Origin of the sequence: Streptomyces sp. NPDC101776, from assembly GCF_044766845.1 — a bacterium.
Taxonomy (GTDB): domain Bacteria; phylum Actinomycetota; class Actinomycetes; order Streptomycetales; family Streptomycetaceae; genus Streptomyces.
Window position 1 is genome coordinate 192,897 of record NZ_JBIWMV010000009.1, and the last position, 21,479, is coordinate 214,375.

Consider the following 21,479-nt stretch of genomic DNA (forward strand, 5'->3'; position numbering starts at 1 on the left):
GTCAGTCGACGGCCTCCGTCGGCGGTACGGCCCCGCCCGCCATGGCGAGCCCGAGCGCCCGTTCGTCCGCCTCGTCCTTCGTGTACGTCGCCGTGACCCGTCCCTCGTACATGACCAGGACCCGGTCCGCGAGGCCCCGGATCTCGCTCAGTTCGGCGGAGACGAGGAGGACGGCGTGACCGGCGTCGCGGTAGGCGACGATCTGGTCGTGGATGTTCTGGATAGCGCCGATGTCGACTCCGCGCGTGGGCTGCTCGACGAGCAACAGCGGTGCCTCATGGGCGAGTTCGCGGCCGATCAGCAGCTTCTGCAGATTGCCGCCGGACAGCGCGGAGGCGGGCACCTCGGGGGTGGCCGCCTTGATGCCGAAGCGCTCGATCAGCCGCCCCGCGTGGGCGCGTACGGACGCGGGAGGCAGAAGTCCCTTGGTGGACAGGGACGTTCGGTGGTGGCCCATCGCGAGGTTGTCCGCGACGGTGGCCGCCGGTGCTGTACCGACCGCGTGCCGGTCCTCCGGGACGTAGGCGAGACCTTGTGCCCGGCGCTCGGTGGCCGAGGCGTGGGTGATGTCCCGCCCCTTGAGGCTCACCTGTCCGGAGGCGACGGGCCGTAGCCCGGCCAGGGCCTCGATCAGCTCGCTCTGGCCGTTGCCCGCGACGCCCGCGATCCCGACGATCTCCCCGGCGTGGACGGTGAGTCCCACATCGTGGACAGCGTCGGTGGTGAGGTCTCTCACGTCCAGGACCACGTCACCGGGGGTGCCGGGCGCGTGCACGCGGTTCAGCTCGACCGCGCGGCCGGTCATCGCGGCGGCGATCTCGTCGGCGGAGGTCTCGGTGGTGACCAGGCGGGCGACCACCCGGCCGTCCCGCAGCACGGTCACGTTGTCGCTGCCTTCGAGGACCTCGCGCAGCTTGTGGGTGACAAGGATCACCGTTCGACCCTGCGCGGCCAGCGACTTGAGGACCGCGAACAGGGCGTCCGCCTCGGCCGGGGTGAGCACGGCGGTCGGCTCGTCGAGGATCAGCGTGCGGGCCCCGCGATGCAGCAGCTTCAGGATCTCCACGCGCTGGCGCAGCCCGACCGGCAACTCCCCGACCCGGGCGTCCGGATCGACGGCGAGCCCGTGCTCCTCGGCCAGCTCACGCACCCGGCGGCGGGCCGCGGCCCGGTCCACCAGGCCGAAGCGGCGCGGCTCGGCGGCGTAGACGACGTTCTCGGCGACCGTCAGCGAGTCGAACAGCTTGAAGCTCTGGTGGACCATGCCGAGCCCGGCGGCCATCGCGGCGCTCGGGTCGCCGAAGGTCACCTCGCGGCCGTCGATCCGGATGGAGCCCGCGTCGGCGCGCTCCATGCCGTAGAGGATCGACATGAGGGTGGACTTGCCGGCGCCGTTCTCGCCCATGAGGGCGTGGATCTCGCCGCGTCCGACGGTCAGGTCGACGTCGTCGTTGGCGAGCGTGCCGGGGAACCGCTTGGTGATTCCCCGGAGCTCGACCGCGACTTCGGCATCAACTGGCGGCGGGGTCATCGACCTTCAGCTCTCCGGACACGATCTGGTCGCGCAGCGCCTTGACCTTCGCGAGGACGTCCTTGTGCTGGGCGATCACGCACTTCGACGAGTCGACGCCCGCCTCCAGGCCGGTGAGGCTGATGCCGCCCTCCTTCAGGCCGTACGACACCGTGGTGCCGGTCTTGCCCGCGAGGACCTGCTCGACACCCTTCTCCACGGCGACGTCCGTCTTCTTGATCACGTTGTCGACGACCGTGCCGGGGGAGGAGACGCACTGGTTGACGTCGACGCCGTACGCGAACGCGCCCTTGGCCTTCGCGGCCTCGAACACGCCGTAGTTGCCGGCCGCGGCGGCCGCCATGATCTGGTCGGTCCCCTTCGAGAGTAGCGAGTTGGCCTGCTCCTTGGCGCGCGCCGAGTCGTCGAACGGGGACTGGCCGCCGACGAAGCGCGTCGACGCGGACGTCTTCGCGGCGACCTTCTTGGCGCCGGCCGCGAACGGGTCGCTGTAGCGGCGGAACTGGGGCGTGTCGAGCACGTCCACCGCGCCGACCTTGCCGCTCTTGCTCAGCAGCCCGGCCTCGGCGCCCGCGAGATAGACACCCTCGTGCTCACGGAAGACCGCGCAGGTGACGTTCGGATACGTCTTCGTCGTGCACGCGTCGATCATCAGGAACTGCTGCTTCGGGTGCGCCTTGGCCTGCTGCGCCACGATGTCGGCGAACTCGAAGCCGACCAGCACGATCACGTTCGGGCTCGCGCCCACGGCGGCCTGCACGTTCTGCTGCTGGGACGCGGTGTCCGTGGACTCGTAGACCTTCTCGGTCCCGTCGTGCGTCTTCGCGGCGGCCTTCACACCGGTGACGGCGAGCTTCAGGAACTCGTTCTGGCCGACGGCGTCGGGCGTGACCAGCGTGAACGACTTCCCGCTGCTGCCGCTCGAACTGTCCGAGGCGTCGGTCTTCGCGGCGGCGTTGCAGGCGGTGGCGGCGGTGACCATGAGCGTGGTGGCGGCGACGAGCTGAAGGGTGCGACGTGATCTGCGGAGCATGAGGACCTTCCGGGGTACGGCAAGGCGCGCTCCGGCGGGAGCGCGTGCGACCAGATGGTGAGACAGGGTGAGACGAGGGATGGACGCGAGAGGGACAGGTCAGCGTCGACAGCAGTCGCTCGCGCAGCGGCCGTAGTCGAGGAAACGGCGCATCGTCAGCAGCACACGTCCTCCTTCGTCTCGGCCTTCGGGCTGCGGCTGCTGGACTTTAACATTGCTTTTGAGACACCTGCTCGACTGTCTCGAACTGTGGTTCTCCCTGGTCATGTACCGTGTCCGGCACCATCGGAACAGCAGGAGTGTCCCGTTATGTCCCAGGAATTGCGTGCGGTCGACTGGACCGGCAGCGGCCTCGCGCTCATCGACCAGACCCTGCTCCCGCATCGCAACGAGACGATGGATGTCCACGATGTGGACACTCTGGTCGACGCGATCCAGCGGCTCGTGGTGCGCGGGGCGCCCGCGATCGGGGCGGCCGGCGCGTACGGCGTCGCACTCGCGCTCATCGAGGGCGAGCGGAAGGGCTGGACCGAGGCCGAGACCCGCGCGGCCGTCGCCCGCGTCCGCGAGGCCCGGCCCACCGCGGTCAACCTCATGGTGTGCGTGGACCGGGTCATGACCCGATTCGAGGAGGGCCTCGACGCCGTTCTCGAAGAGGCCGCCGCCGTCCAGCGCGAGGACGTCGCCGCCAACCGCGCGATGGGCGCCTTCGGCGCGGACTGGCTGGTCCAACGGGTGGGCGTGGAACGGCCGTTGAGGCTTCTGACGCACTGCAACACCGGCGCGCTGGCGACCGCCGGGTGGGGCACCGCACTCGGCGTCATCCGCGAACTGCACGCGCGCGGGCTGGTGGAGGTCGTCTACGCCGACGAGACGCGCCCCCTCCTCCAGGGATCACGCCTGACCGCCTGGGAGTTGGTGCAGGAGGGCATCCCGCACTATGTCCAGGCCGACGGCGCCGCCGCCGGCACGATCCTGCGCGGCGAGGTCGACGCGGCCATCGTCGGCGCCGACCGCATCGCGGCCAACGGCGACACCGCGAACAAGGTAGGCACGGTCGGTGTCGCCCTCGCCTGCGCGGACGCCGGCATCCCGTTCCTGGTGGCGGCCCCCACGACCACGGTCGACCTCTCCACCAAGACCGGCGCCGAGATCCACATCGAACTCCGCGGCGAGGCCGAGGTGTTGGAGTGGGCGGGGGTGCGGACGGCTCCGGCGGAGTCGCGCGGCCACAACCCCGCGTTCGACGTGACACCGGGCCGCTTGGTAACCGGACTGGTCACGGAGCGAGGCGTGTTGGAAGTGTCGGCAGGCGAACTCCCGGCCAGCCACTTGAAGTAGCCAAGCCCCCGCGCCCTGTCTCTGTCTTTTAGGGGCGCGGGGAACTGCGCGACCAGCCCCCACCGGCCCGCACTGTGACTACAACCCTCAACCCTGCGTAAGTTCCAACTCCAGCAACCACTCGACTACTTCGGTGTGATGCCGGGCCTGACGAGGATCCGCCCCCCACACATACAGCCCGTGCCCGGCCACAACCACCGCCGGCATGCGAGCATCCCGAGCCGCCTCAAGCCGATCCCCGAGCACCTTCATGTCCTGGCTGTTGGCGATGACAGGCAAGGTCACCTCGACATCATGCGCAGGCTGCCCGACACCCTTGAGCATCTCGACGTCCTTGAACACGATCCCGCCCGGCGCACGCCGCCCCATCGCGACAGACGCCACGGTATGCACATGAACCACCGCCCCCGCACCGGTCAACGCGGCGACACGAGCGTGCAGTTCGGCCTCGGCAGACGGCTTACCACCACGAACCGCCGCCCCGTCCGAGTCCACCAACACCACATCCGCGGCCGTCAGTTCACCCTTGTCGTGCCCACTCGCCGTGACGGCGAGCAGCAGCGGATCCCGGGACAGCACCACCGACAAGTTGCCGGAGGTCCCCCGCATCCAGCCGAACGAGGCGAACCGGGCGGACTCGGCGGCGAGTCGAGCCCCCGCCTCCTCAAGGTCGAGGGCGCTGATCTCGGTGGTCACGTGGTGCTCCTTGAACTGGTGATGCTGATCTCGTCGAACGCCCCCGCCTGCGCGTGGTCGCCGACACCTTGCTCGAAGTACGGCTCTCCCGGTCGTCGTACACCCACCGCGTGCCAGCCCGCGGCCACGGCCGCGTCCAGCTCGCCGGGCCGGTCGGAGAGGAAGAGCAGCCGGGACGGTTCGACGCCTGTCGCCGCCGCGATACGGCGGTACGACTCCGGCTCCTGCTTGGGGCCGGCGTTCTCCGTGTCGTAGAGACCGGAGACGAGCGGCAGCAGATCGCCCTCGGGGCTGGACGTGAACCACGCCCGCTGAGCCGCCACCGACCCGGACGAGTAGACGTACAGCCGAAGTCCCGCCGTGTGCCAGGTGCGCAGGGCCGGTACGACGTCGTCGTAGAAGTGCGAGACGAGGTCGCCGCGGGCGAAGCCCTCCGACCAGATGATGCCCTGGAGGGTCTTCAGCGGGGTGGCCTTGCGGTCCTCGTCGAGCCAGGTGTTGAGGGTCTTCTCGATCTGTACGGCGTCGGCGTCCGGGGTGTCCGTCAGCTCGCGGACCTGCGCGATCGCCCGGGCCACCGCAGGGTCCTCGGCCCGCTCGGCGAGCAGCGCGGCGAAGCGCGAGCGCGAGTACGGGTAGAGCACGTCGACGACGAAACCCGTGGCGCTCGTGGTGCCCTCGATGTCGAGCACCACGGCGTCCGCGGTGTACCGCAAGGTCACGCGGCGGCCTTGTCCCGCTGGTAGCCGGCGTCGATCGTGTCGTAGTCGGGGAAGCGCGAGGCGATGGTCGAGCCGGTGAAGTTGCCGACCCAGCCGTCCTCCTCGTGGAAGAAGCGGATCGCGGTGAAGGCGGGCTCGGTGCCCATGTCGAACCAGTGGGTGGTGCCGCGCGGCACGCCCAGCAGGTCGCCCTTCTCGCAGTAGACGGCGTTCACCTCGCCGTTCACGTGCAGGTAGAAGATGCCGGAGCCGGAGACGAAGAAACGGACCTCGTCATCGTCGTCGTGCGTGTGCTCCTGGAGGAACTTCGCTCGGGCGCCGGCCGCCTTCGCCGGGTACTCCGGGTCGTCGCTGGGGTGCAGACCGAGGACGTCGACGGTGGTGAAGCCCTCCTCGGCGTTGAGCTTCTCGATCTCCGGGCCGTACGCGGCGAAGACGGTGTCGCTGTCGGCGTCGGCCGGGACGTCCTCACGGATCGGCCACTGCTCGTAGCGGACGCCGATGGGGGCGAGCGCGGCGGCGATCTCGACGGGGTCAGCGGTGCGGCGCACGAGCGTCTCGGGGCCGGACTCGGACCAGGTCGTCAGCAGGGTCATGGGAGCAACTCCGAAAAGGTGGGCGTGATGTCCGGATACCGAGACGGTCACCGGATCGGTGGGGGGAGGGGCGGCGCGTACAACGCGGCCCGTCATACCGGGTCGGGGCCGGTTATGTGATGGTAACCGCCGTCGGTGAACAGGCCTGATGTGACGTAGTCGTTGTCTCACCTGATGAGAAACCGCTTCCATCCCTTTGACCAATGGCTGGAATCGTTCTCATGATCTGTTTATGAAGACGCTGCTGCTCGTGCGGCGGCTGTACGTGGACTTGCTCCGGTCGACCACAGCCAGCTGTCGCTGACCACACCCGGAGCCTCCGGCGCGCCCCGTATTGCGGGCCGCCCGCCGCCTGTCCCACCCGCTCGTGCGAAGGCGCACGCCCGTGTGCGATGGCGCGTTTTCGCCCCTGCTCCGGGTGAGCACTCCGCCCTTCCTCGCCTCGGCAGTACCCCGCACCAGGAGCCACTCATGTCCCGTATCCGCGTCCCCCTCGCCGCGCTCTCGCTCGCCTCCGTCTCCGCCCTTCTGCTGGCGGGCTGCTCGCAGTCCACGGACGCCTCGAAGAGCAGCGCCGACACGGCCGCCTCGGCCTCGGCCGCCACGGGCAAGAAGCCGGCCCCCTTCAGCAAGGGCACGGTCAAGGTCGCCCTGGTACGGCAGAGCGGCGCAGGCGACTACTTCGAGCAGTGGGGCAACGGCGCGAAGGCGCAGGCCAAGGCCCTCGGCATCGACCTGACCGTGTACGACGCGCAGGCCGACAACGCCAAGCAGGCCACCGACCTGTCCTCGGCGATCAACTCCGGCGCGCAGGCGATCATCGTCGACCACGGCTTCCCGTCCACGATCCAGCCCGAGATCGACCAGGCCGTGAAGAAGGGCATCAAGGTCGTCGTCTACGACGTCGACCAGACCAACAAGTCCGTGATCAGCACCGAGCAGGACGACGCGAGCATGGCCAAGGCCGTTCTCGACGTGATGGCCCAGACGGTCGGCAAGAACGCCAAGGTCGGCTACGTCAACGTGGCCGGCTACGCGGCCCTCGACAAGCGCAACTCCGTCTGGAAGACCGCCGTCGACGCCAACGGCTGGAAGCAGCAGTTCAAGGTCGGCAAGGTCACCGACTCCACGGCCACCGACAACGTTCCCCTGGTCTCCGCCGCGCTCACCCAGCACTCCGACGTCGCGGGGATCTTCGCGCCGTACGACGAGCTGGCCAAGGGCACGCTTCTCGCCGTGCAGAACAAGAAGCTCCAGAGCAAGGTGAAGGTCTTCGGCGCGGACGTCTCCAACGCCGACATCCAGAACATGACCGCGGCCAACAGCCCGTGGGTCGCCACCGCCGGCACCGACCCGTCGGCGGTCGGCGCCGCAGTCGTCCGTACGGCCGCGCTGGAACTGGCCGGTCAGCTGAACAAGACCACCGTCGACTTCCCGGCCGTCGCGATCACGCAGGACTTCCTGCGCAAGAACAAGATCGAGAACATGGACCAGCTGCGCGCGGCCCTGCCCGCCCTGAACCTCTCCAAGGTGAGCACGGCGGACTGGATCCCCAATGTCGCCCACTGACACGGCGGTTGACGTGGCGGGCGGTGGTGCGGCGGCCGGTGACGCGGCGGTCAGCCTCCGCGACGTCAGCATGGCCTTCGGCGGCAAGACGGTGCTCGCCTCCGTCTCGCTCGACATCGCACCGGGCAGCGTGGTCGCGCTGCTCGGCGCCAACGGCGCGGGCAAGTCCACGCTGATCAAGATCCTGTCGGGCGTGCACACGGACCACGGCGGGGAGGTGCGGGTCGCAGGGGAGCCCGCAGCTCTCCAGTCTCCGTCTGCCGCCCGGCAGTTGGGCATCCAGACGGTCCACCAGCGGATCGGCGAGGGCATCGTGCCCGGCCTGTCCGTCGCCGAGAACCTGGTCTTCGAGGAGCTGGCCCAGCGCCGTGGCAATCCGTTCCTGAACGGCCGCCGTGTGCTGGCCCGCGCCCGTGAGATCCAGGCCGCGCTCGGACTCGACTGGAGCGACGCCGTGTTGCGCCGGGACGTCACCGAACTCGGCATCTCCGACCGCCAGTTGCTCATCCTGGCCCGCGCCCTCGCCACCCGCCCCCGACTGCTCGTCCTCGACGAACCGACCTCGGCGCTCTCCGCCGCCGAGGCGGAGCGGCTCTTCGCCCTCGTCGAGAAGATGCGCGACGACGGCATCGCGGTCCTCTACGTCTCCCACCGCCTCGGCGAGATCGACGCGCTCGCGGACCGCCTGGTCGTACTGCGAGACGGCGGTCTCACCGACGACCAGGTCAAGCCCTTCGACTGGGACAGCGCCCTGCGCGCGATGCTCGCGCAGGCCCACGAGGCGACGTCGGCCCGGCTGCAGCGCAGCGGTGACCACGGGGACGTCGTCCTCGGCCTGCACGGCGTCCACCTCTTCGAGGGCCGCGCGCCCCTCGACCTCGACCTCCGCGCCGGTGAAGTCACCGGCGTCGTAGGCCTGTTGGGCGCGGGCAAGACGGAACTCGCCCGCGGCCTGTTCGGCGCCGAGCCCTTCGCCACCGGCACGGTCACGCTCGACGGCAAGCCCTACGCGCCCCGCCGCCCCGCCGACGCGATCCGCGCCGGCGTCCACCTGGTCCCCGAGGACCGGCACGCCGACGCGCTCGTCCCCGGCTGGTCGGTGGCGCAGAACATCTCGCTGCCGTTCCTCAAGTCCCTGTCCCGGGGCGGGCTCGTGAACACGGGGAAGGAGGACGCCCTCGGCCGCGAGACCATCGACGCCCTCGGCGTCGTCGCCCGCGACGAGCACAGCACGGTCGAGGAACTCTCCGGCGGCAACCAGCAGAAGGTCGTCGTCGGCCGCTGGCTCGCACACACCCCTCGCGTCCTCATCCTGGACGAGCCGTTCCGAGGCGTGGACATCGGCGCACGGCGCGACATCGGCCGCCGGGCGCGTGCGCTGGCTGCCGAGGGTGCCGCTGTCCTCGTCCTCTCCGCCGACGTCGACGAGATCCTGGAGACCGCCGACCGCGTCGTCGTCCTGGCGGCCGGGGAGGTCCACCTCGACGCGTACGGCGAAGCGGCGGAACGCGACCGCGTGATCCAGACCATCTCGGCGTCCGTGTGATGGGGGTGGGGCGGCTTGGTGGCGTTCGACTGATGCCAGTGGTTCCGTCCGGCGGTGAACGCGGGGTGCCCGGAGGGCAGTTCGGCGGCGCTCGTCTGGTGTTGGCGGATGAGTCCGTTGGCGTCGGCCTGATGCCGGTAGGTCCGTTCGGCGACTCCCGAGTGGTGCCTGGAGGACAGTTCGGCGGCGCTCCTCTGATGGTGCTGGTGGATGAGTCCGTCGGTGTCGGCCTGATGCCGGTAGGTCCGTTCGGCGACCCCCGCGTGATTCCCGCAGACCAGTTCGCCAGAGCCCGTCCGACGCCGGTGAAGCAGTCCCGCGGCGCCCTTCTCATGCCCACCCCGCACGAAGCAGCCCCGCACGAAGCCACGGCAGGAAGTACGTCATGACCACCACCCAGAGCTCCGAGACCGCACCGAAGGCGGCGGCCCGGCCCGCCGTCTCCACCGCCGTGGTCGTCCAGAACGCCGTCATCAAGTACGGGTTCATCTTCGTCACCGTCGCGCTCTTCCTGTACTTCGCGCTGAGCGAGGGCTCTTTCCGGGAGTCGGCGACCCTGCTGGACACCCTCCGGTACGTCTCCGTCGCCGCGATCCTCGGGCTCGGCGTGACCGTCACCATGGCCGTCGGCGGCATGGACATGTCCGTCGGCGCGGTCGCCGGGCTCGGTGTCACCGTCGCCGCGAAGACGATGGTGACGTACAACCAGGTCGGCACGGTCGCGATCCTCGCCGTGATCGCGGCGGGCGCGCTGGCCGGGCTGCTGAACGCCCTGCTGATCGTCGTGATGAAGATCCCGGACATGCTGGCCACCCTCGGCACCATGTTCGTCATCCAGGGCACCAAACTCATCCTGGTCGACGGCCAGTCCATCTCCGCCGGCATGACCCAGTCCGACGGCACCACCGCCCCCGGCAAGTTCACCGCCGGCTTCCTGCGCATCGACCGGGGCACGATGCTCGGCATCCCCATCTCCGTGGTGATCTTCGGCGCGTTGACCGTCGTCGCCTGGGTGTTCCTGGCCCGCACCCGCTGGGGTCGCGTCCTGTACGCCATCGGCGCCAACCCCGAGGCCTCCCGCCTGGCCGGCATCCGCGTCGGCGCGTACCGGGCCCTCGCCTACGTCCTCTCCGGCGTCCTCGCCTCCATCGGCGGCCTGATCCTGGCGTCCCGCATCGGCCAGGGTGACGTGAGCGCGGGCACCAGCCAGCTCCTCGAAGCGGTCGCCGTCGCGCTGGTCGGCACCTCGGTGCTCGGCCGGGGCCGCCCGAACGTCTGGGGCACCGCCCTGGGAGCCGTCCTCATCGGCATCATCACCACCGGCCTGACCATCAAGGGCCTGCCCTACTACACCCAGGACGTCGTCGAGGGCGCGGTCCTCATCCTCGCCCTGGTCTTCAGCTTCACCCTGTCCAAGCGCCGTACCGCATAAGGAAGTTCGAGGAGTTCGTACGATGGGCTACCGCATCCTGGAGACCGACGACATCCCGGCGTACCTGCACGAGCGCGGCCACTGGGCGGACGTCACCGACATCCACGTCCGTGAGGTGTCGGACGGCAACATGAACCGGGTGTTCCTCGCGTCGAACGCCGACGGCAGCCACAGCCTCGCGATCAAGCAGGCGCTGCCCTGGGTACGGGTCGCCGGTCCCTCCTGGCCGATGAGCCCCGAGCGCGCCGACGCCGAGGCCAGGGCCTACGAGCAGGTCGCGCGGGTCGCCCCCGACAAGATCCCGGCGATCCACGGCTACGACGCCGACAACTACGCCCTCGTCATGGAGGACATGTCCGATCTGGAGGTCCTGCGCACGGTCCTCAACGAGGGCGCGTCGTACGGCCTGGACACCTCGGCGAGGATCGGTGAGTTCGTCGCCCAACTCGCCTTCGCGACCAGTGACTTCGGGATGGCGTCCGCCGACCGCAAGGCGCTGATCGCGACCTCGGTGAGCCCGGAGCTGTGCGAGATCACCGAGGACGTGGTGCTGTCCGAGCCGTACATCGAGCACGAACACAACCACTGGCTCCCGGAGTTGGCGGACCTCGCCGCCGAGTTCCGCGCGGACACCCGGCTGCGCACGGAGGTCGCCGATCTCCGGTACACCTTCATGACCAGCGCGCAGGCCCTCCTCCACGGTGACCTGCACACCGGCAGCGTCATGGTCGGCGAGCGCGAAGGCGCCCCGGTGGTACGGGTCTTCGACCCCGAGTTCTCCTTCGTCGGCCCGGTCGGCTACGACCTCGGCCTGTACTGGGCCAACGTGCTGGTGTCGGAGGAACGGGCCCGCGCGCTGGGCACGTTGTCCGACCACGGCGACCAACTCCGGCTGTCCTGGACGGCGTTCGAGACCGAGTTCCGCCGCCTGTGGTCCACCCGGGTCGACACCTTCTTCGACGACGCCTTCCTCGACCGCTTCCTGTCCCGCGTCTGGACCGACTCCGTCGGCTACGCCGGCACGGAGATCGTCCGCCGCATCATCGGCTTCGCCCACCTGACCGACCTGACGACGCTGCCGGATCCGGTGCCGGCGTCCCGGCGGGCGCTGCTGCTGGGGCGCGAACTGATCGTGCGACGGGCGGAGTTGACGTCGCCGGACCACATCAAGGCGCTTGTCTGAGAGGCGTAGAGGCGTAGAGGCATGGAGGCGTAGAGGCGTCACTCCGCGTCGAACCACTCCTTGCCGGCCGCCCAGTGCGCCACCCAGCCGGCGAACCCGGGCGCGGAGGTCGTGAAGCCGAACTCCGCGCCGAACGGCATGGCGCCCACATCGGTGACGTGCCAGGAATGACCCCGCTGGGGGCCGGTGACGACAAGGTGCCAGTTCATCGCGCAGCCGTCGGTCCCGAGCACGATCGAGCCGTGGTTGAGGACCTGCCCGACGACCGCGTCGGGGTCGTCGTAGGGCCCGTCGTCCTCCTCCCACAGCCAACTCGCGGCGAGCGGGAACCGCTTGGCCAGGTCCCGGTCCTCCTCGCCGTCGCCCCAGTCGTCCGGCATCTCGGCCGGCCCCACCAGCCCGTACTCCGGCGGGCCCTGGAACGACCCGTCCGATATCTCCGCCACGAACGTCCGGTACGGCTCCGGCAGCACCACCCCGTGCTCCGCCTCGAACACGCGCACCGCGTCCCAGCCGAGCGCCGACCCGCCGCCGTCGTCCACGCCGAACGCCGCCCGCAGCGCGGCTAGTTCCTCGGCGGAGGCCTGATCGTTGTTCATACGCTCATGAAAACACCCGGCACTGACACCGGGGCGCGCGGAAGGGGCGGCGCCCGATCGGGAGCCGCCCCTTTCACGTCGTAGCGAGTGACGTCGTAGCCGTAGCGCCTACTTCTTGTCGAGCAGGTCCTGGACCTTCGCGCGGACCTCGTCCGTGGCGAGGCCGCGGATCGTGAGGGTGGTGCGGCGGCGCAGGACGTCGTCCTGGGTCTCGGCCCACTCGTGGTCGCGGGCGTAGACGACCTGGGCCCAGATCTCGGGGGCGTCCGGGTGGACGCGCCGGCCCAACTCCGGGTCCTCGTTGGCGAGTCGGGCGATGTCGAAGGCCAACGAGCCGTAGTGCGTGGCCAGATGCTTCGCCGTGTCGGCCGCCATACGCGGGCCCGGCGCCGGGTTGTCGACCAGGAGACGGTGGGCGACCGCGCGCGGGTTGGCGACACCCGGCAGCGGCAGCTTCTTCGGGAGGGAGGAGATCGGCTCGAAGTCCTCGCCCAGCGGGCGGCCGGGGAGGGACTCCAGCGTCTGCATGACCGTACGGCCGATGTGCCGGAAGGTGGTCCACTTGCCGCCCGCGACGGACAGCATGCCGCCCTTGCCCTCGGTCACCACGGTCTCGCGCTTGGCCTTGGCCGTGCTGCCGGGGCCGCCGGGCAGCACGCGCAGACCGGCGAAGGAGTACGTGATCAGGTCACGGGAGAGCTGCTGGTCGCGGACCGAGAACGCGGCCTCGTCCAGGATCTGGGATATGTCCTTCTCGTTGACCGAGACGTCCGCCGGGTCGCCCTCGTACTCCTCGTCGGTCGTACCGAGCAGCAGCATGTCCTCCCAGGGGAGGGCGAAGGTGATGCGGTACTTGTCGATGGGGGTCGCCAGGGCGGCCTTCCACGGAGCCGTCCGCTTCAGGACCAGGTGCGCGCCCTTGGAGAGGCGGATGGACGGAGCCGCGTTCGGGTCCTCCATCTTGCGCAGGTGGTCGACCCACGGGCCGGTCGCGTTGAGCACCAGGCGGGCGCTCACGCCGAACTCGTCGCCGGAGGTCGCGTCGCGCAACTCGGCGCCGGTCACCCGGCCCTGGGTGAACCGAAGTCCGGTGACCTGGGCGTGGTTGAGGACGACCGCGCCCGCCTCGACGGCCGCGCGGACCGTCATCAGCGCCATGCGGGCGTCGTTCATCTGGTCGTCGCCGTACACGGCCACGGCCTTGAGGTTCTGGGTGCGCAGCTCGGGCACGTCCTGCGCCGCCTTGGCGGGGGACAGGAGGTGGCCGACGCCGTCTCCGAACGCGGAGAGCGCGGAGTAGGCGAAGACGCCCGCCCCGAGCTTCGCCGCACCGTGCGGACCGCCCTTGTACACGGGGAGGTAGAACGTGAGCGGGTTCGCCAGATGGGGGGCCACCTGACGGGACACCGCACGGCGCTCGAAATGGTTCTCCGCCACCAGCTTCACCGCGCCGGTCTGCAGGTAGCGCAGACCGCCGTGGAGAAGCTTGGAGGAGGCGGAAGAGGTGGCACCGGCGAAGTCGCCGGCGTCGACCAGGGCCACCCGCAGCCCGGACTGCGCGGCGTGCCAGGCGGTGGAGATGCCCAGGATGCCGCCGCCGATGACGAGGAGGTCGTACGTCGCCTTGGAGAGCTGCTCCCGGGTCTCGGCCCGGCTCGGGTTCGAGCCGGAGGCCGGGTGCGTACCGAGGGCAGGCACGGACTGCAGGGTGGACTTAACGGTCATGTGGGGTTCTTACTCCTCGTCCTCGAGCCAGCCCATGGTCCGCTCGACGGCCTTGAGCCAGCTCTTGTACTCACGGTCGCGCTTCTCCGCGGCCATGTTGGGGGTCCACTCGGCGGCCCGGCGCCAGTTGGCACGCAGGTCGTCGGTGCTGGTCCAGAAGCCGACGGCCAGACCGGCGGCGTAGGCGGCACCGAGGCAGGTGGTCTCGGCGACCATCGGGCGCACCACGGGGGCGTCCACGAAGTCCGAGAGCGTCTGCATCAGCAGGTTGTTGGAGGTCATACCGCCGTCGACCTTGATCGCCGCGAGCTCGACACCGGAGTCCTTCGTCATGGCGTCGGTGATCTCACGGGTCTGCCAGGCCGTGGCCTCCAGGACGGCGCGCGCGAGGTGCGCCTTGGTGACGTACCGGGTCAGACCGGCGATCACACCGCGGGCGTCGGAGCGCCAGTACGGGGCGAACAGACCGGAGAAGGCCGGCACGAAGTAGGCGCCGCCGTTGTCCTCGACCGAGAGCGCGAGGGTCTCGATCTCGGCGGCGGTGGAGATGAGCCCCATCTGGTCGCGCATCCACTGCACCAGCGAACCGGTGACCGCGATCGAGCCCTCGAGGGCGTAGACCGCCTTCTGGTCGCCGATGCGGTAACCGACCGTGGTGAGCAGGCCGTTGTACGAGTTGACCGGCTTCTCACCGGTGTTCATCAGCAGGAATGTGCCGGTGCCGTACGTCGACTTGGCCTCGCCCTCGGCGAAACAGGTCTGGCCGAACAGGGCCGCCTGCTGGTCGCCGAGCGCCGAGGCGACCGGGATGCCGCCGAGCACGTCGCCGAGACGGCCGCCGGTGACCTCGCCGTAGACCTCGGCGGAGGAGCGGATCTCGGGCAGCATGTTCAGCGGGACGCCGATGGACTCGGCGATGGACTCGTCCCACTCCATGGTGTGCAGGTTCATCAGCATGGTGCGGGAGGCGTTGGTGACGTCGGTGACGTGCCGGCCGCCGTTCACACCGCCCGTCAGGTTCCAGATGACCCAGCTGTCCATGGTGCCGAAGAGGATGTCGCCGGCCTCGGCGCGCTCGCGCAGCCCCTCGACGTTGTCGAGCAGCCAGCGGGCCTTCGGTCCGGCGAAGTAGCTCGCCAGCGGGAGGCCGGTCTGGCGGCGGAAGCGGTCCTGTCCGACGTTGCGCCCCAGCTCCTTGCAGAGCGCGTCGGTGCGGGTGTCCTGCCAGACGATGGCGTTGTGGACGGGCTCACCGGTGTTCTTGTCCCACAGCAGCGTGGTCTCACGCTGGTTGGTGATGCCGATGGCCTTGATGTCGTCGCGGGTGATGCCGGCCTTCTCGATGGCGGAGGCGACGACCTCCTGGACGTTGGTCCAGATCTCGGTGGCGTTGTGCTCGACCCAGCCCGGCTTCGGGAAGATCTGCTCGTGCTCCTTCTGGTCGACGGAGACGATACGGCCGTCCCGGTCGAAGACGATGCAACGGCTGGAGGTCGTGCCCTGGTCGATGGCCGCGATGAACGGTCCGGCGGTGTGCGCGTCGGTCACTGTGTGCTCCTGAGGGGTTCCGTGGTCATGAGGACTGGTTCTACTACTGCTGCTTCAGTGCCCGGACTGTGGTCCTGAACCAGGACTCTGGTCCTAAGCAAAAGCGAGGTTGTAGATACCCGCAGCGATCGCGCCGCCGATCAGTGGACCGACGACCGGGATCCAGGCGTAGCTCCAGTCGGAACCGCCCTTGTTGGGCAGCGGCAGGAGCGCGTGCACGATGCGCGGGCCCAGGTCACGGGCCGGGTTGATCGCGTAACCGGTCGGGCCGCCGAGCGACAGACCGATGGAGACGACCACGAACGCTGTGATCAGGGCGCCCAGGGTGCCGAGACCGTTGCCCTTGTCGTTCAGACCCTGCGTCAGGATGGCGAGGATCAGGACGACGGTGCCGATGATCTCCGTGGCGAGGTTCTGCACCACGTTACGGATCTCAGGACCGGTGGAGAAGATGCCCAGGACCGGGCCCGCACCCTTCTCCTCGGCCTCCACGGCCTTGGCCGTCGGCTCGCCGACGATCTCCTTGTCCGTGAGGTGGGCCTGGAACTGGCCGTAGTAGGCCACCCAGACCAGCGTCGCGCCGATCATGGCGCCGAGCAGCTGGCCGGCCCAGTAGATCGGGACGTTGTCCCAGCCACCGTCCTTGATGGCGAGCGCGAGCGTCACGGCCGGGTTGAGGTGGGCACCGGAGAGCGGTGCCGAGATGTACACAGCCGTCATGACGGCGAAACCCCACCCGAAGGCGATGGCGAGCCAGCCGGCGTTACGGGCCTTGGAGGCCTTCAGCGTGACGGCGGCGCAGACGCCACCGCCGAGCAGGATGAGTACGGCGGTACCTATGGTCTCGCCGATGAAGATGTCGGAGCTGGACACCCGCGACTCCTTTGTCCTTCGTCCAGGGAAGCCGAACCCCGGGTCCCGCCGGGGATTCGTGCGCCCTCGGGGGTGAGAGCGATGCCGGCCTTTGGCGTTGCCACACTCTAGCGCGTATTGCCGGTAGGTGTTCGACAATGCCGACCGATGGACGGGAGTCTTGCTCCGGGGTTACAGGCGCGTCAAGAGTGCTGTTATCGAAAACACGATCGTTATTGATTGCTCTGGCCTATCGATCCGGTGATCGATGCGGACGGCAGTCAGGTGGACGCCGTGTGTGGCGATTTACCGTTTTGACCGACTTTGTCGTCCAGGGTACGACTAAGACCGGAACGTCCTCATGACGTTCCGGTGAGTTCTTGCTGTGAATCCGGAGCGGTCAGAACCGTCCGGCGCCCAGGTCCCGCGACACCGCGCGGGCGCAGTCGCGTACGGCGGCGATCAGCTCGGGCCGTACCTCGCCCTCACGGCACAGGCGCTCCACGGCCCCCGTGATGCCGACGGCGCCGACCGGCATGCGCCGCCGGTCGTGGATGGGCGCGGCGATCGACGCGACGCCCTCCCAGGTCTCCTCGACGTCGGCCGCGTACCCACGCGCGCGGGTGACGTCGAGGACGTGCTCGAAGTCGGCGAGCTCGTACACCGTGCGGTCGGTGAAGGGCTTGCGCTCGGCCTCCAGGGCCTCGCTGTGCGCGACCGGGTCGTAGGCCGACAGCACCTTGCCCAGGGCCGTCGAGTGCAGCGGCTGCATGGCCCCGATCTCCAGGACCTGCCGGCTGTCGTCGGGCCGGAAGACGTGGTGCACGATCAGGACGCCCCGCAGATGCAGGACGCCCAGGTGCACGCTCTCCCCGCTGGAGCGGGCCAGGTCGTCCGTCCACACCAGGGCGCGGGCCCGCAACTCGTGCACGTCGAGATAGGTGGTGCCCAGGCGCAGCAGTTCGGCGCCGAGCTGATAGCGCCCGGAGACGTCGTCCTGCTCGACGAAGCCCTCGTGCTGGAGGGTGCGCAGGATGCCGTGGGCCGTGCCCTTGGCGAGATCCAGCGACGAGGCGATGTCCGAGAGGCCGAGCCGTCGCTCGCCGCCCGCGAGCAGGCGCAGCATCGCGGCCGCCCGTTCGAGCGACTGGATGTTCCGTGCCATCGCCGTGCTGCCTCCGTCCGTTCGACCGCCGACGCGCGGCGTCGCTGCCGCCGTTCGGCATTGTCGAACACTACCGTTCCATGCCGACCTCTCGCTAATGGTCGGTCGATTCCTGTTGCGGCTTCTGTCGCGAAGCCGGTTGCGTCACCCGTCGCGAGAACCTAGACGGCGTTGATCCCCGCGTCACCCCGGTCCGCCTCCTGGACGTTTCGAGCACGCCCCCGCCCGACCCCGTTACCCTGGCGACGTGCGCGCTCCCCGGGGAGTTCCGTGAGAGGTTCCGGGGGAAGCCGCAAAAGCCGACAGCCGTCGCACTCCAGGGAGCCCTTTCATGGCCTCGTCGCCACTGACCCCTTCTGCCGACAGCCGGACCCGTGTGTCCGCGCTCCGAGAGGCCCTCGCCACCCGTGTGGTGGTCGCCGACGGAGCGATGGGCACCATGCTCCAGGCGCAGGATCCCACTCTTGAGGACTTCGAGAACCTCGAGGGCTGCAACGAGATCCTGAACATCACCCGCCCGGACATCGTCCGTTCGGTCCACGAGGAGTACTTCGGCGCGGGTGTCGACTGCGTCGAGACGAACACGTTCGGCGCGAACCACTCCGCGATGGCCGAGTACGACATCCCCGAGCGCGTCCACGAACTCTCCGAGTCCGGCGCCCGCATCGCCCGCGAGACCGCCGACGACTTCACCGCCCGCGACGGCCGCCAGCGCTGGGTCCTCGGCTCCATCGGCCCCGGCACCAAGCTGCCCACCCTCGGCCACATCGGCTACGCCACCCTCCGCGACGGCTTCCAGGCGAACGCCGAGGGACTGCTCGCCGGCGGCGCCGACGCCCTGATCGTCGAGACCACCCAGGACCTGCTCCAGACGAAGTCGTCGATCCTGGGCGCCCGCCGCGCCATGGAGGCGACCGGCGTCGACGTACCCCTCCTGGTCTCGATGGCCTTCGAGACGACCGGCACCATGCTGCTCGGCTCGGAGATCGGCGCCGCGCTCACCGCCCTTGAGCCCCTCGGCATCGACATGATCGGCCTGAACTGCTCGACGGGCCCCGCCGAGATGAGCGAGCACCTGCGCTATCTCGCCCGCCACTCCCGCACCCCGCTGCTCTGCATGCCGAACGCGGGCCTGCCCATCCTCACCAAGGACGGCGCCCACTTCCCGCTCGACCCCGAGGGCCTGGCGGAGGCGCAGGACCACTTCGTCCGCGACTACGGCCTGAACCTGGTCGGCGGCTGCTGCGGCACCACCCCCGAGCACCTGCGCCAACTCGTCGAGCGGGTCCGCGAGTTGGAGCCCGTCGAGCGCCACCCGCAGCCCGAGCCGGGCGCCGCGTCCCTCTACCAGACGGTCCCGTTCCGCCAGGACACCGCCTACATGGCGATCGGCGAGCGCACGAACGCCAACGGTTCGAAGAAGTTCCGCGAGGCCATGCTGGACGCCCGCTGGGACGACTGCGTGGAGATGGCCCGCGACCAGATCCGCGAGGGCGCCCACATGCTGGACCTCTGCGTGGACTACGTCGGCCGCGACGGCGTCGCCGACATGGAGGAACTCGCCGGCCGCTTCGCCACCGCCTCCACCCTTCCGATCGTCCTGGACTCCACCGAAGTCCCGGTCATCCGGGCCGGGTTGGAGAAGATCGGTGGCCGCGCGGTCATCAACTCCGTCAACTACGAGGACGGCGACGGCCCCGAGTCCCGCTTCGCGAAGGTCACGAAGCTCGCCCAGGAACACGGTGCCGCGCTCATCGCGCTGACCATCGACGAGCAGGGCCAGGCGCGCACCCCGGAGCACAAGGTCGCCATCGCCGAGCGGCTGATCGAGGACCTCACGACGAACTGGGGCATCCACGAGTCGGACATCCTCATCGACACCCTGACCTTCACCATCTGCACCGGCCAGGAGGAGTCCCGCGGCGACGGCATCGCCACCATCGAGGCCATTCGTCAGCTCAAGAGCCGCCACCCGGACGTCCAGACCACGCTGGGCCTCTCCAACATCTCCTTCGGCCTCAACCCGGCCGCCCGCGTCCTGCTCAACTCCGTCTTCCTCGACGAATGCGTCAAGGCGGGCCTCGACTCGGCGATCGTCCACGCGTCGAAGATCCTCCCGATCGCCCGCTTCACCGAGGAAGAGGTGAAGACGGCCCTCGACCTCGTCTACGACCGTCGCGCCGAGGGCTATGACCCGCTCCAGAAGCTGATGGCCCTCTTCGAGGGCGCCACCACCAAGTCCCGGACGGCGGGCCGCGCCGAGGAGCTGGCCGCCCTTCCGCTGGACGAGCGGCTCAAGCGCCGGATCATCGACGGCGAGAAGAACGGCCTGGAGACGGACCTCGCCGAGGCCCTGGAGACCCGCCCCGCCCTGGACATCGTCAACGCGACGCTCCTGGACGGCATGAAGGTCGTCGGCGAGCTGTTCGGCTCCGGGCAGATGCAGCTGCCGTTCGTGCTCCAGTCCGCCGAGGTCATGAAGACGGCGGTCGCCTATCTCGAACCGCACATGGAGAAGTCGGACGCCGAGGGTAAGGGCACCATCGTGCTCGCCACCGTGCGCGGCGACGTCCACGACATCGGCAAGAACCTCGTCGACATCATCCTGTCCAACAACGGCTACAACGTCGTCAACCTCGGCATCAAGCAGCCCGTCTCCGCGATCCTCGAAGCCGCCGAGGAGCACCGCGCCGACGTCATCGGCATGTCCGGCCTCCTGGTCAAGTCCACGGTGATCATGAAGGAGAACCTCCAGGAGCTCAACCAGCGCAAGATGGCCGCCGACTACCCGGTCATCCTGGGCGGCGCCGCCCTCACCCGCGCCTACGTCGAGCAGGACCTGCACGAGATCTACGAGGGCGAGGTCCGCTACGCCCGGGACGCGTTCGAGGGCCTGCGCCTGATGGACGCCCTGATCGGCGTCAAGCGCGGTGTGCCCGGCGCGAAGCTGCCCGAGCTCAAGCAGCGCCGGGTGCGGGCGTCCGTCGCCGTGGCGGAGGAGGAGCGCCCCGAGGAGGGGCACGTCCGCTCGGACGTCTCCGTCGACAACCCCGTCCCCACCCCGCCGTTCCGCGGCACCAGGGTCATCAAGGGCATCCAGCTCAAGGAGTACGCGTCCTGGCTCGACGAGGGCGCGCTCTTCAAGGGCCAGTGGGGCCTCAAGCAGGCCCGCGCGGGCGACGGACCGACGTACGAGGAACTGGTCGAGACCGAGGGCCGCCCCCGGCTCCGCGGCCTGCTGGACAAGCTCCAGACCGACAACCTGCTCGAAGCGGCCGTCGTCTACGGCTACTTCCCCTGCGTGTCCAAGGACGACGACCTGATCGTCCTGGACGACGAGGGCAACGAGCGCACCCGCTTCACCTTCCCGCGCCAGCGCCGCGGCCGCCGGCTCTGCCTGGCCGACTTCTTCCGCCCGGAGGAATCCGGCGAGAAGGACGTCGTCGGCTTCCAGATCGTCACCATGGGCAACCGCATCGGCGAGGAGACCGCGAAGCTCTTCGAGTCGAACTCCTACCGCGACTACCTCGAACTGCACGGCCTGTCCGTCCAGTTGGCCGAGGCGCTCGCCGAGTACTGGCACGCGCGCGTGCGCTCCGAACTCGGCTTCGCCGGCGAGGACCCCACCGACGTCGAGGACATGTTCGCCCTCAAGTACCGGGGCGCCCGCTTCTCCCTCGGCTACGGCGCCTGCCCCGACCTGGAGGACCGCGCGAAGATCGCCGCCCTGCTGGAGCCGGAGCGCATCGGCGTTCACCTGTCGGAGGAGTTCCAGCTGCACCCGGAGCAGTCGACGGACGCGATCGTCATCCACCACCCCGAGGCGAAGTACTTCAACGCACGTTGATCGGATAAGTCGTACACTGGTCGGTCCACCGCAGGCCGGTCGCCCTTGTGTGTTTCAGGGGTGGCCGGCCTGATCGTCCCTCAAGGAGGTGCGC

Annotated in this window: 16 protein-coding genes; 6 read left to right on the forward strand and 10 right to left on the reverse strand. The window is 69.6% G+C overall.

Features of this window, described 5'->3' with window-relative positions; genetic code table 11:
* Position 1: 1 nt before the first annotated feature.
* Both ACIRRY_RS27280 and ACIRRY_RS27285 read right to left on the reverse strand, forming a co-directional pair.
* Positions 2–1,531, reverse strand: coding sequence for an ABC transporter ATP-binding protein (locus tag ACIRRY_RS27280; protein ID WP_403977318.1), 1,530 nt, complete (start codon positions 1,529–1,531; stop codon positions 2–4).
* Positions 1,512–2,564, reverse strand: coding sequence for a BMP family ABC transporter substrate-binding protein (locus ACIRRY_RS27285; protein WP_403977320.1), 1,053 nt, complete (start codon positions 2,562–2,564; stop codon positions 1,512–1,514). The genes ACIRRY_RS27280 and ACIRRY_RS27285 overlap by 20 nt, the downstream gene beginning before the upstream one ends.
* 309 nt (positions 2,565–2,873) lie before the next feature.
* Between ACIRRY_RS27285 and mtnA the strand changes: the two genes are divergently transcribed.
* Positions 2,874–3,905 carry an S-methyl-5-thioribose-1-phosphate isomerase gene (gene mtnA, locus ACIRRY_RS27290; protein WP_403977322.1) on the forward strand — a complete coding sequence of 344 codons (1,032 nt, stop codon included), beginning with the start codon at positions 2,874–2,876 and terminating at the stop codon, positions 3,903–3,905.
* An 87-nt stretch (positions 3,906–3,992) separates the two neighbouring features.
* Here mtnA and mtnB read toward each other — a convergent pair whose 3' ends face one another.
* The 3 genes from mtnB to ACIRRY_RS27305 are packed head-to-tail and all read right to left on the reverse strand — an operon-like array spanning position 3,993 to position 5,919.
* On the reverse strand, positions 3,993–4,601 hold the full coding sequence (gene mtnB, locus ACIRRY_RS27295; protein ID WP_403977324.1) for a methylthioribulose 1-phosphate dehydratase: 609 nt from the start codon (positions 4,599–4,601) through the stop codon (positions 3,993–3,995).
* The gene (gene mtnC, locus ACIRRY_RS27300) at positions 4,598–5,323 is read right to left on the reverse strand and encodes an acireductone synthase (RefSeq protein ID WP_403977326.1); all 726 of its coding nucleotides are present in this window, start codon (positions 5,321–5,323) and stop codon (positions 4,598–4,600) included. The genes mtnB and mtnC overlap by 4 nt, the downstream gene beginning before the upstream one ends.
* Positions 5,320–5,919, reverse strand: coding sequence for a 1,2-dihydroxy-3-keto-5-methylthiopentene dioxygenase (locus ACIRRY_RS27305; protein WP_403977328.1), 600 nt, complete (start codon positions 5,917–5,919; stop codon positions 5,320–5,322). The genes mtnC and ACIRRY_RS27305 overlap by 4 nt, the downstream gene beginning before the upstream one ends.
* Before the next feature lie 471 nt (positions 5,920–6,390).
* On the opposite strand from ACIRRY_RS27305, the gene ACIRRY_RS27310 reads away from it, so the two are divergent.
* From ACIRRY_RS27310 to mtnK, 4 genes are all read left to right on the forward strand, one after another.
* The gene (locus ACIRRY_RS27310; RefSeq protein WP_403977330.1) at positions 6,391–7,488 is read left to right on the forward strand and encodes a substrate-binding domain-containing protein; all 1,098 of its coding nucleotides are present in this window, start codon (positions 6,391–6,393) and stop codon (positions 7,486–7,488) included.
* The gene (locus ACIRRY_RS27315; RefSeq protein ID WP_403977332.1) at positions 7,475–9,034 is read left to right on the forward strand and encodes a sugar ABC transporter ATP-binding protein; all 1,560 of its coding nucleotides are present in this window, start codon (positions 7,475–7,477) and stop codon (positions 9,032–9,034) included. The genes ACIRRY_RS27310 and ACIRRY_RS27315 overlap by 14 nt, the downstream gene beginning before the upstream one ends.
* Positions 9,035–9,419: 385 nt before the next feature.
* Complete coding sequence (locus ACIRRY_RS27320) at positions 9,420–10,466, forward strand: ABC transporter permease (RefSeq protein WP_403977334.1); 1,047 nt, start codon at positions 9,420–9,422, stop codon at positions 10,464–10,466.
* A gap of 22 nt (positions 10,467–10,488) precedes the next feature.
* On the forward strand, positions 10,489–11,649 hold the full coding sequence (gene mtnK / locus ACIRRY_RS27325) for an S-methyl-5-thioribose kinase (protein ID WP_403977336.1): 1,161 nt from the start codon (positions 10,489–10,491) through the stop codon (positions 11,647–11,649).
* A gap of 38 nt (positions 11,650–11,687) precedes the next feature.
* Here mtnK and ACIRRY_RS27330 read toward each other — a convergent pair whose 3' ends face one another.
* The 5 genes from ACIRRY_RS27330 to ACIRRY_RS27350 form a co-directional block, all read right to left on the reverse strand.
* On the reverse strand, positions 11,688–12,248 hold the full coding sequence (locus tag ACIRRY_RS27330; protein WP_403977338.1) for an SMI1/KNR4 family protein: 561 nt from the start codon (positions 12,246–12,248) through the stop codon (positions 11,688–11,690).
* A gap of 108 nt (positions 12,249–12,356) precedes the next feature.
* Positions 12,357–13,973: an FAD-dependent oxidoreductase gene (locus ACIRRY_RS27335; protein WP_403977340.1), complete on the reverse strand. Its 1,617-nt coding sequence runs from the start codon at positions 13,971–13,973 to the stop codon at positions 12,357–12,359.
* A gap of 9 nt (positions 13,974–13,982) precedes the next feature.
* Positions 13,983–15,521, reverse strand: coding sequence for a glycerol kinase GlpK (gene glpK, locus ACIRRY_RS27340; protein WP_403977342.1), 1,539 nt, complete (start codon positions 15,519–15,521; stop codon positions 13,983–13,985).
* Between the two features lie 93 nt (positions 15,522–15,614).
* Positions 15,615–16,394 (reverse strand): MIP/aquaporin family protein, encoded by a 780-nt coding sequence (locus tag ACIRRY_RS27345; RefSeq protein ID WP_403977344.1) that lies wholly within the window; start codon positions 16,392–16,394, stop codon positions 15,615–15,617.
* 379 nt (positions 16,395–16,773) lie between these two features.
* Complete coding sequence (locus ACIRRY_RS27350; protein ID WP_200679638.1) at positions 16,774–17,538, reverse strand: IclR family transcriptional regulator; 765 nt, start codon at positions 17,536–17,538, stop codon at positions 16,774–16,776.
* 331 nt (positions 17,539–17,869) lie between these two features.
* Between ACIRRY_RS27350 and metH the strand changes: the two genes are divergently transcribed.
* Complete coding sequence (gene metH, locus ACIRRY_RS27355; RefSeq protein WP_403977346.1) at positions 17,870–21,385, forward strand: methionine synthase; 3,516 nt, start codon at positions 17,870–17,872, stop codon at positions 21,383–21,385.
* Positions 21,386–21,479: the final 94 nt, after the last annotated feature.

Excerpts from the sequence above, each read along its gene's own strand:
- ACIRRY_RS27320 (WP_403977334.1), top strand. The coding sequence starts at position 9,420 with ATGACCACCACCCAGAGCTCCGAGACCGCACCGAAGGCGGCGGCCCGG.
- ACIRRY_RS27335 (WP_403977340.1), bottom strand. The coding sequence starts at position 13,973 with ATGACCGTTAAGTCCACCCTGCAGTCCGTGCCTGCCCTCGGTACGCAC.
- metH (WP_403977346.1), top strand. The coding sequence starts at position 17,870 with ATGGCCTCGTCGCCACTGACCCCTTCTGCCGACAGCCGGACCCGTGTG.
- ACIRRY_RS27310 (WP_403977330.1), top strand. The coding sequence starts at position 6,391 with ATGTCCCGTATCCGCGTCCCCCTCGCCGCGCTCTCGCTCGCCTCCGTC.
- ACIRRY_RS27330 (WP_403977338.1), bottom strand. The coding sequence starts at position 12,248 with ATGAACAACGATCAGGCCTCCGCCGAGGAACTAGCCGCGCTGCGGGCG.
- ACIRRY_RS27280 (WP_403977318.1), bottom strand. The coding sequence starts at position 1,531 with ATGACCCCGCCGCCAGTTGATGCCGAAGTCGCGGTCGAGCTCCGGGGA.
- ACIRRY_RS27315 (WP_403977332.1), top strand. The coding sequence starts at position 7,475 with ATGTCGCCCACTGACACGGCGGTTGACGTGGCGGGCGGTGGTGCGGCG.
- ACIRRY_RS27305 (WP_403977328.1), bottom strand. The coding sequence starts at position 5,919 with ATGACCCTGCTGACGACCTGGTCCGAGTCCGGCCCCGAGACGCTCGTG.
- ACIRRY_RS27350 (WP_200679638.1), bottom strand. The coding sequence starts at position 17,538 with ATGGCACGGAACATCCAGTCGCTCGAACGGGCGGCCGCGATGCTGCGC.
- mtnA (WP_403977322.1), top strand. The coding sequence starts at position 2,874 with ATGTCCCAGGAATTGCGTGCGGTCGACTGGACCGGCAGCGGCCTCGCG.
- ACIRRY_RS27285 (WP_403977320.1), bottom strand. The coding sequence starts at position 2,564 with ATGCTCCGCAGATCACGTCGCACCCTTCAGCTCGTCGCCGCCACCACG.
- mtnK (WP_403977336.1), top strand. The coding sequence starts at position 10,489 with ATGGGCTACCGCATCCTGGAGACCGACGACATCCCGGCGTACCTGCAC.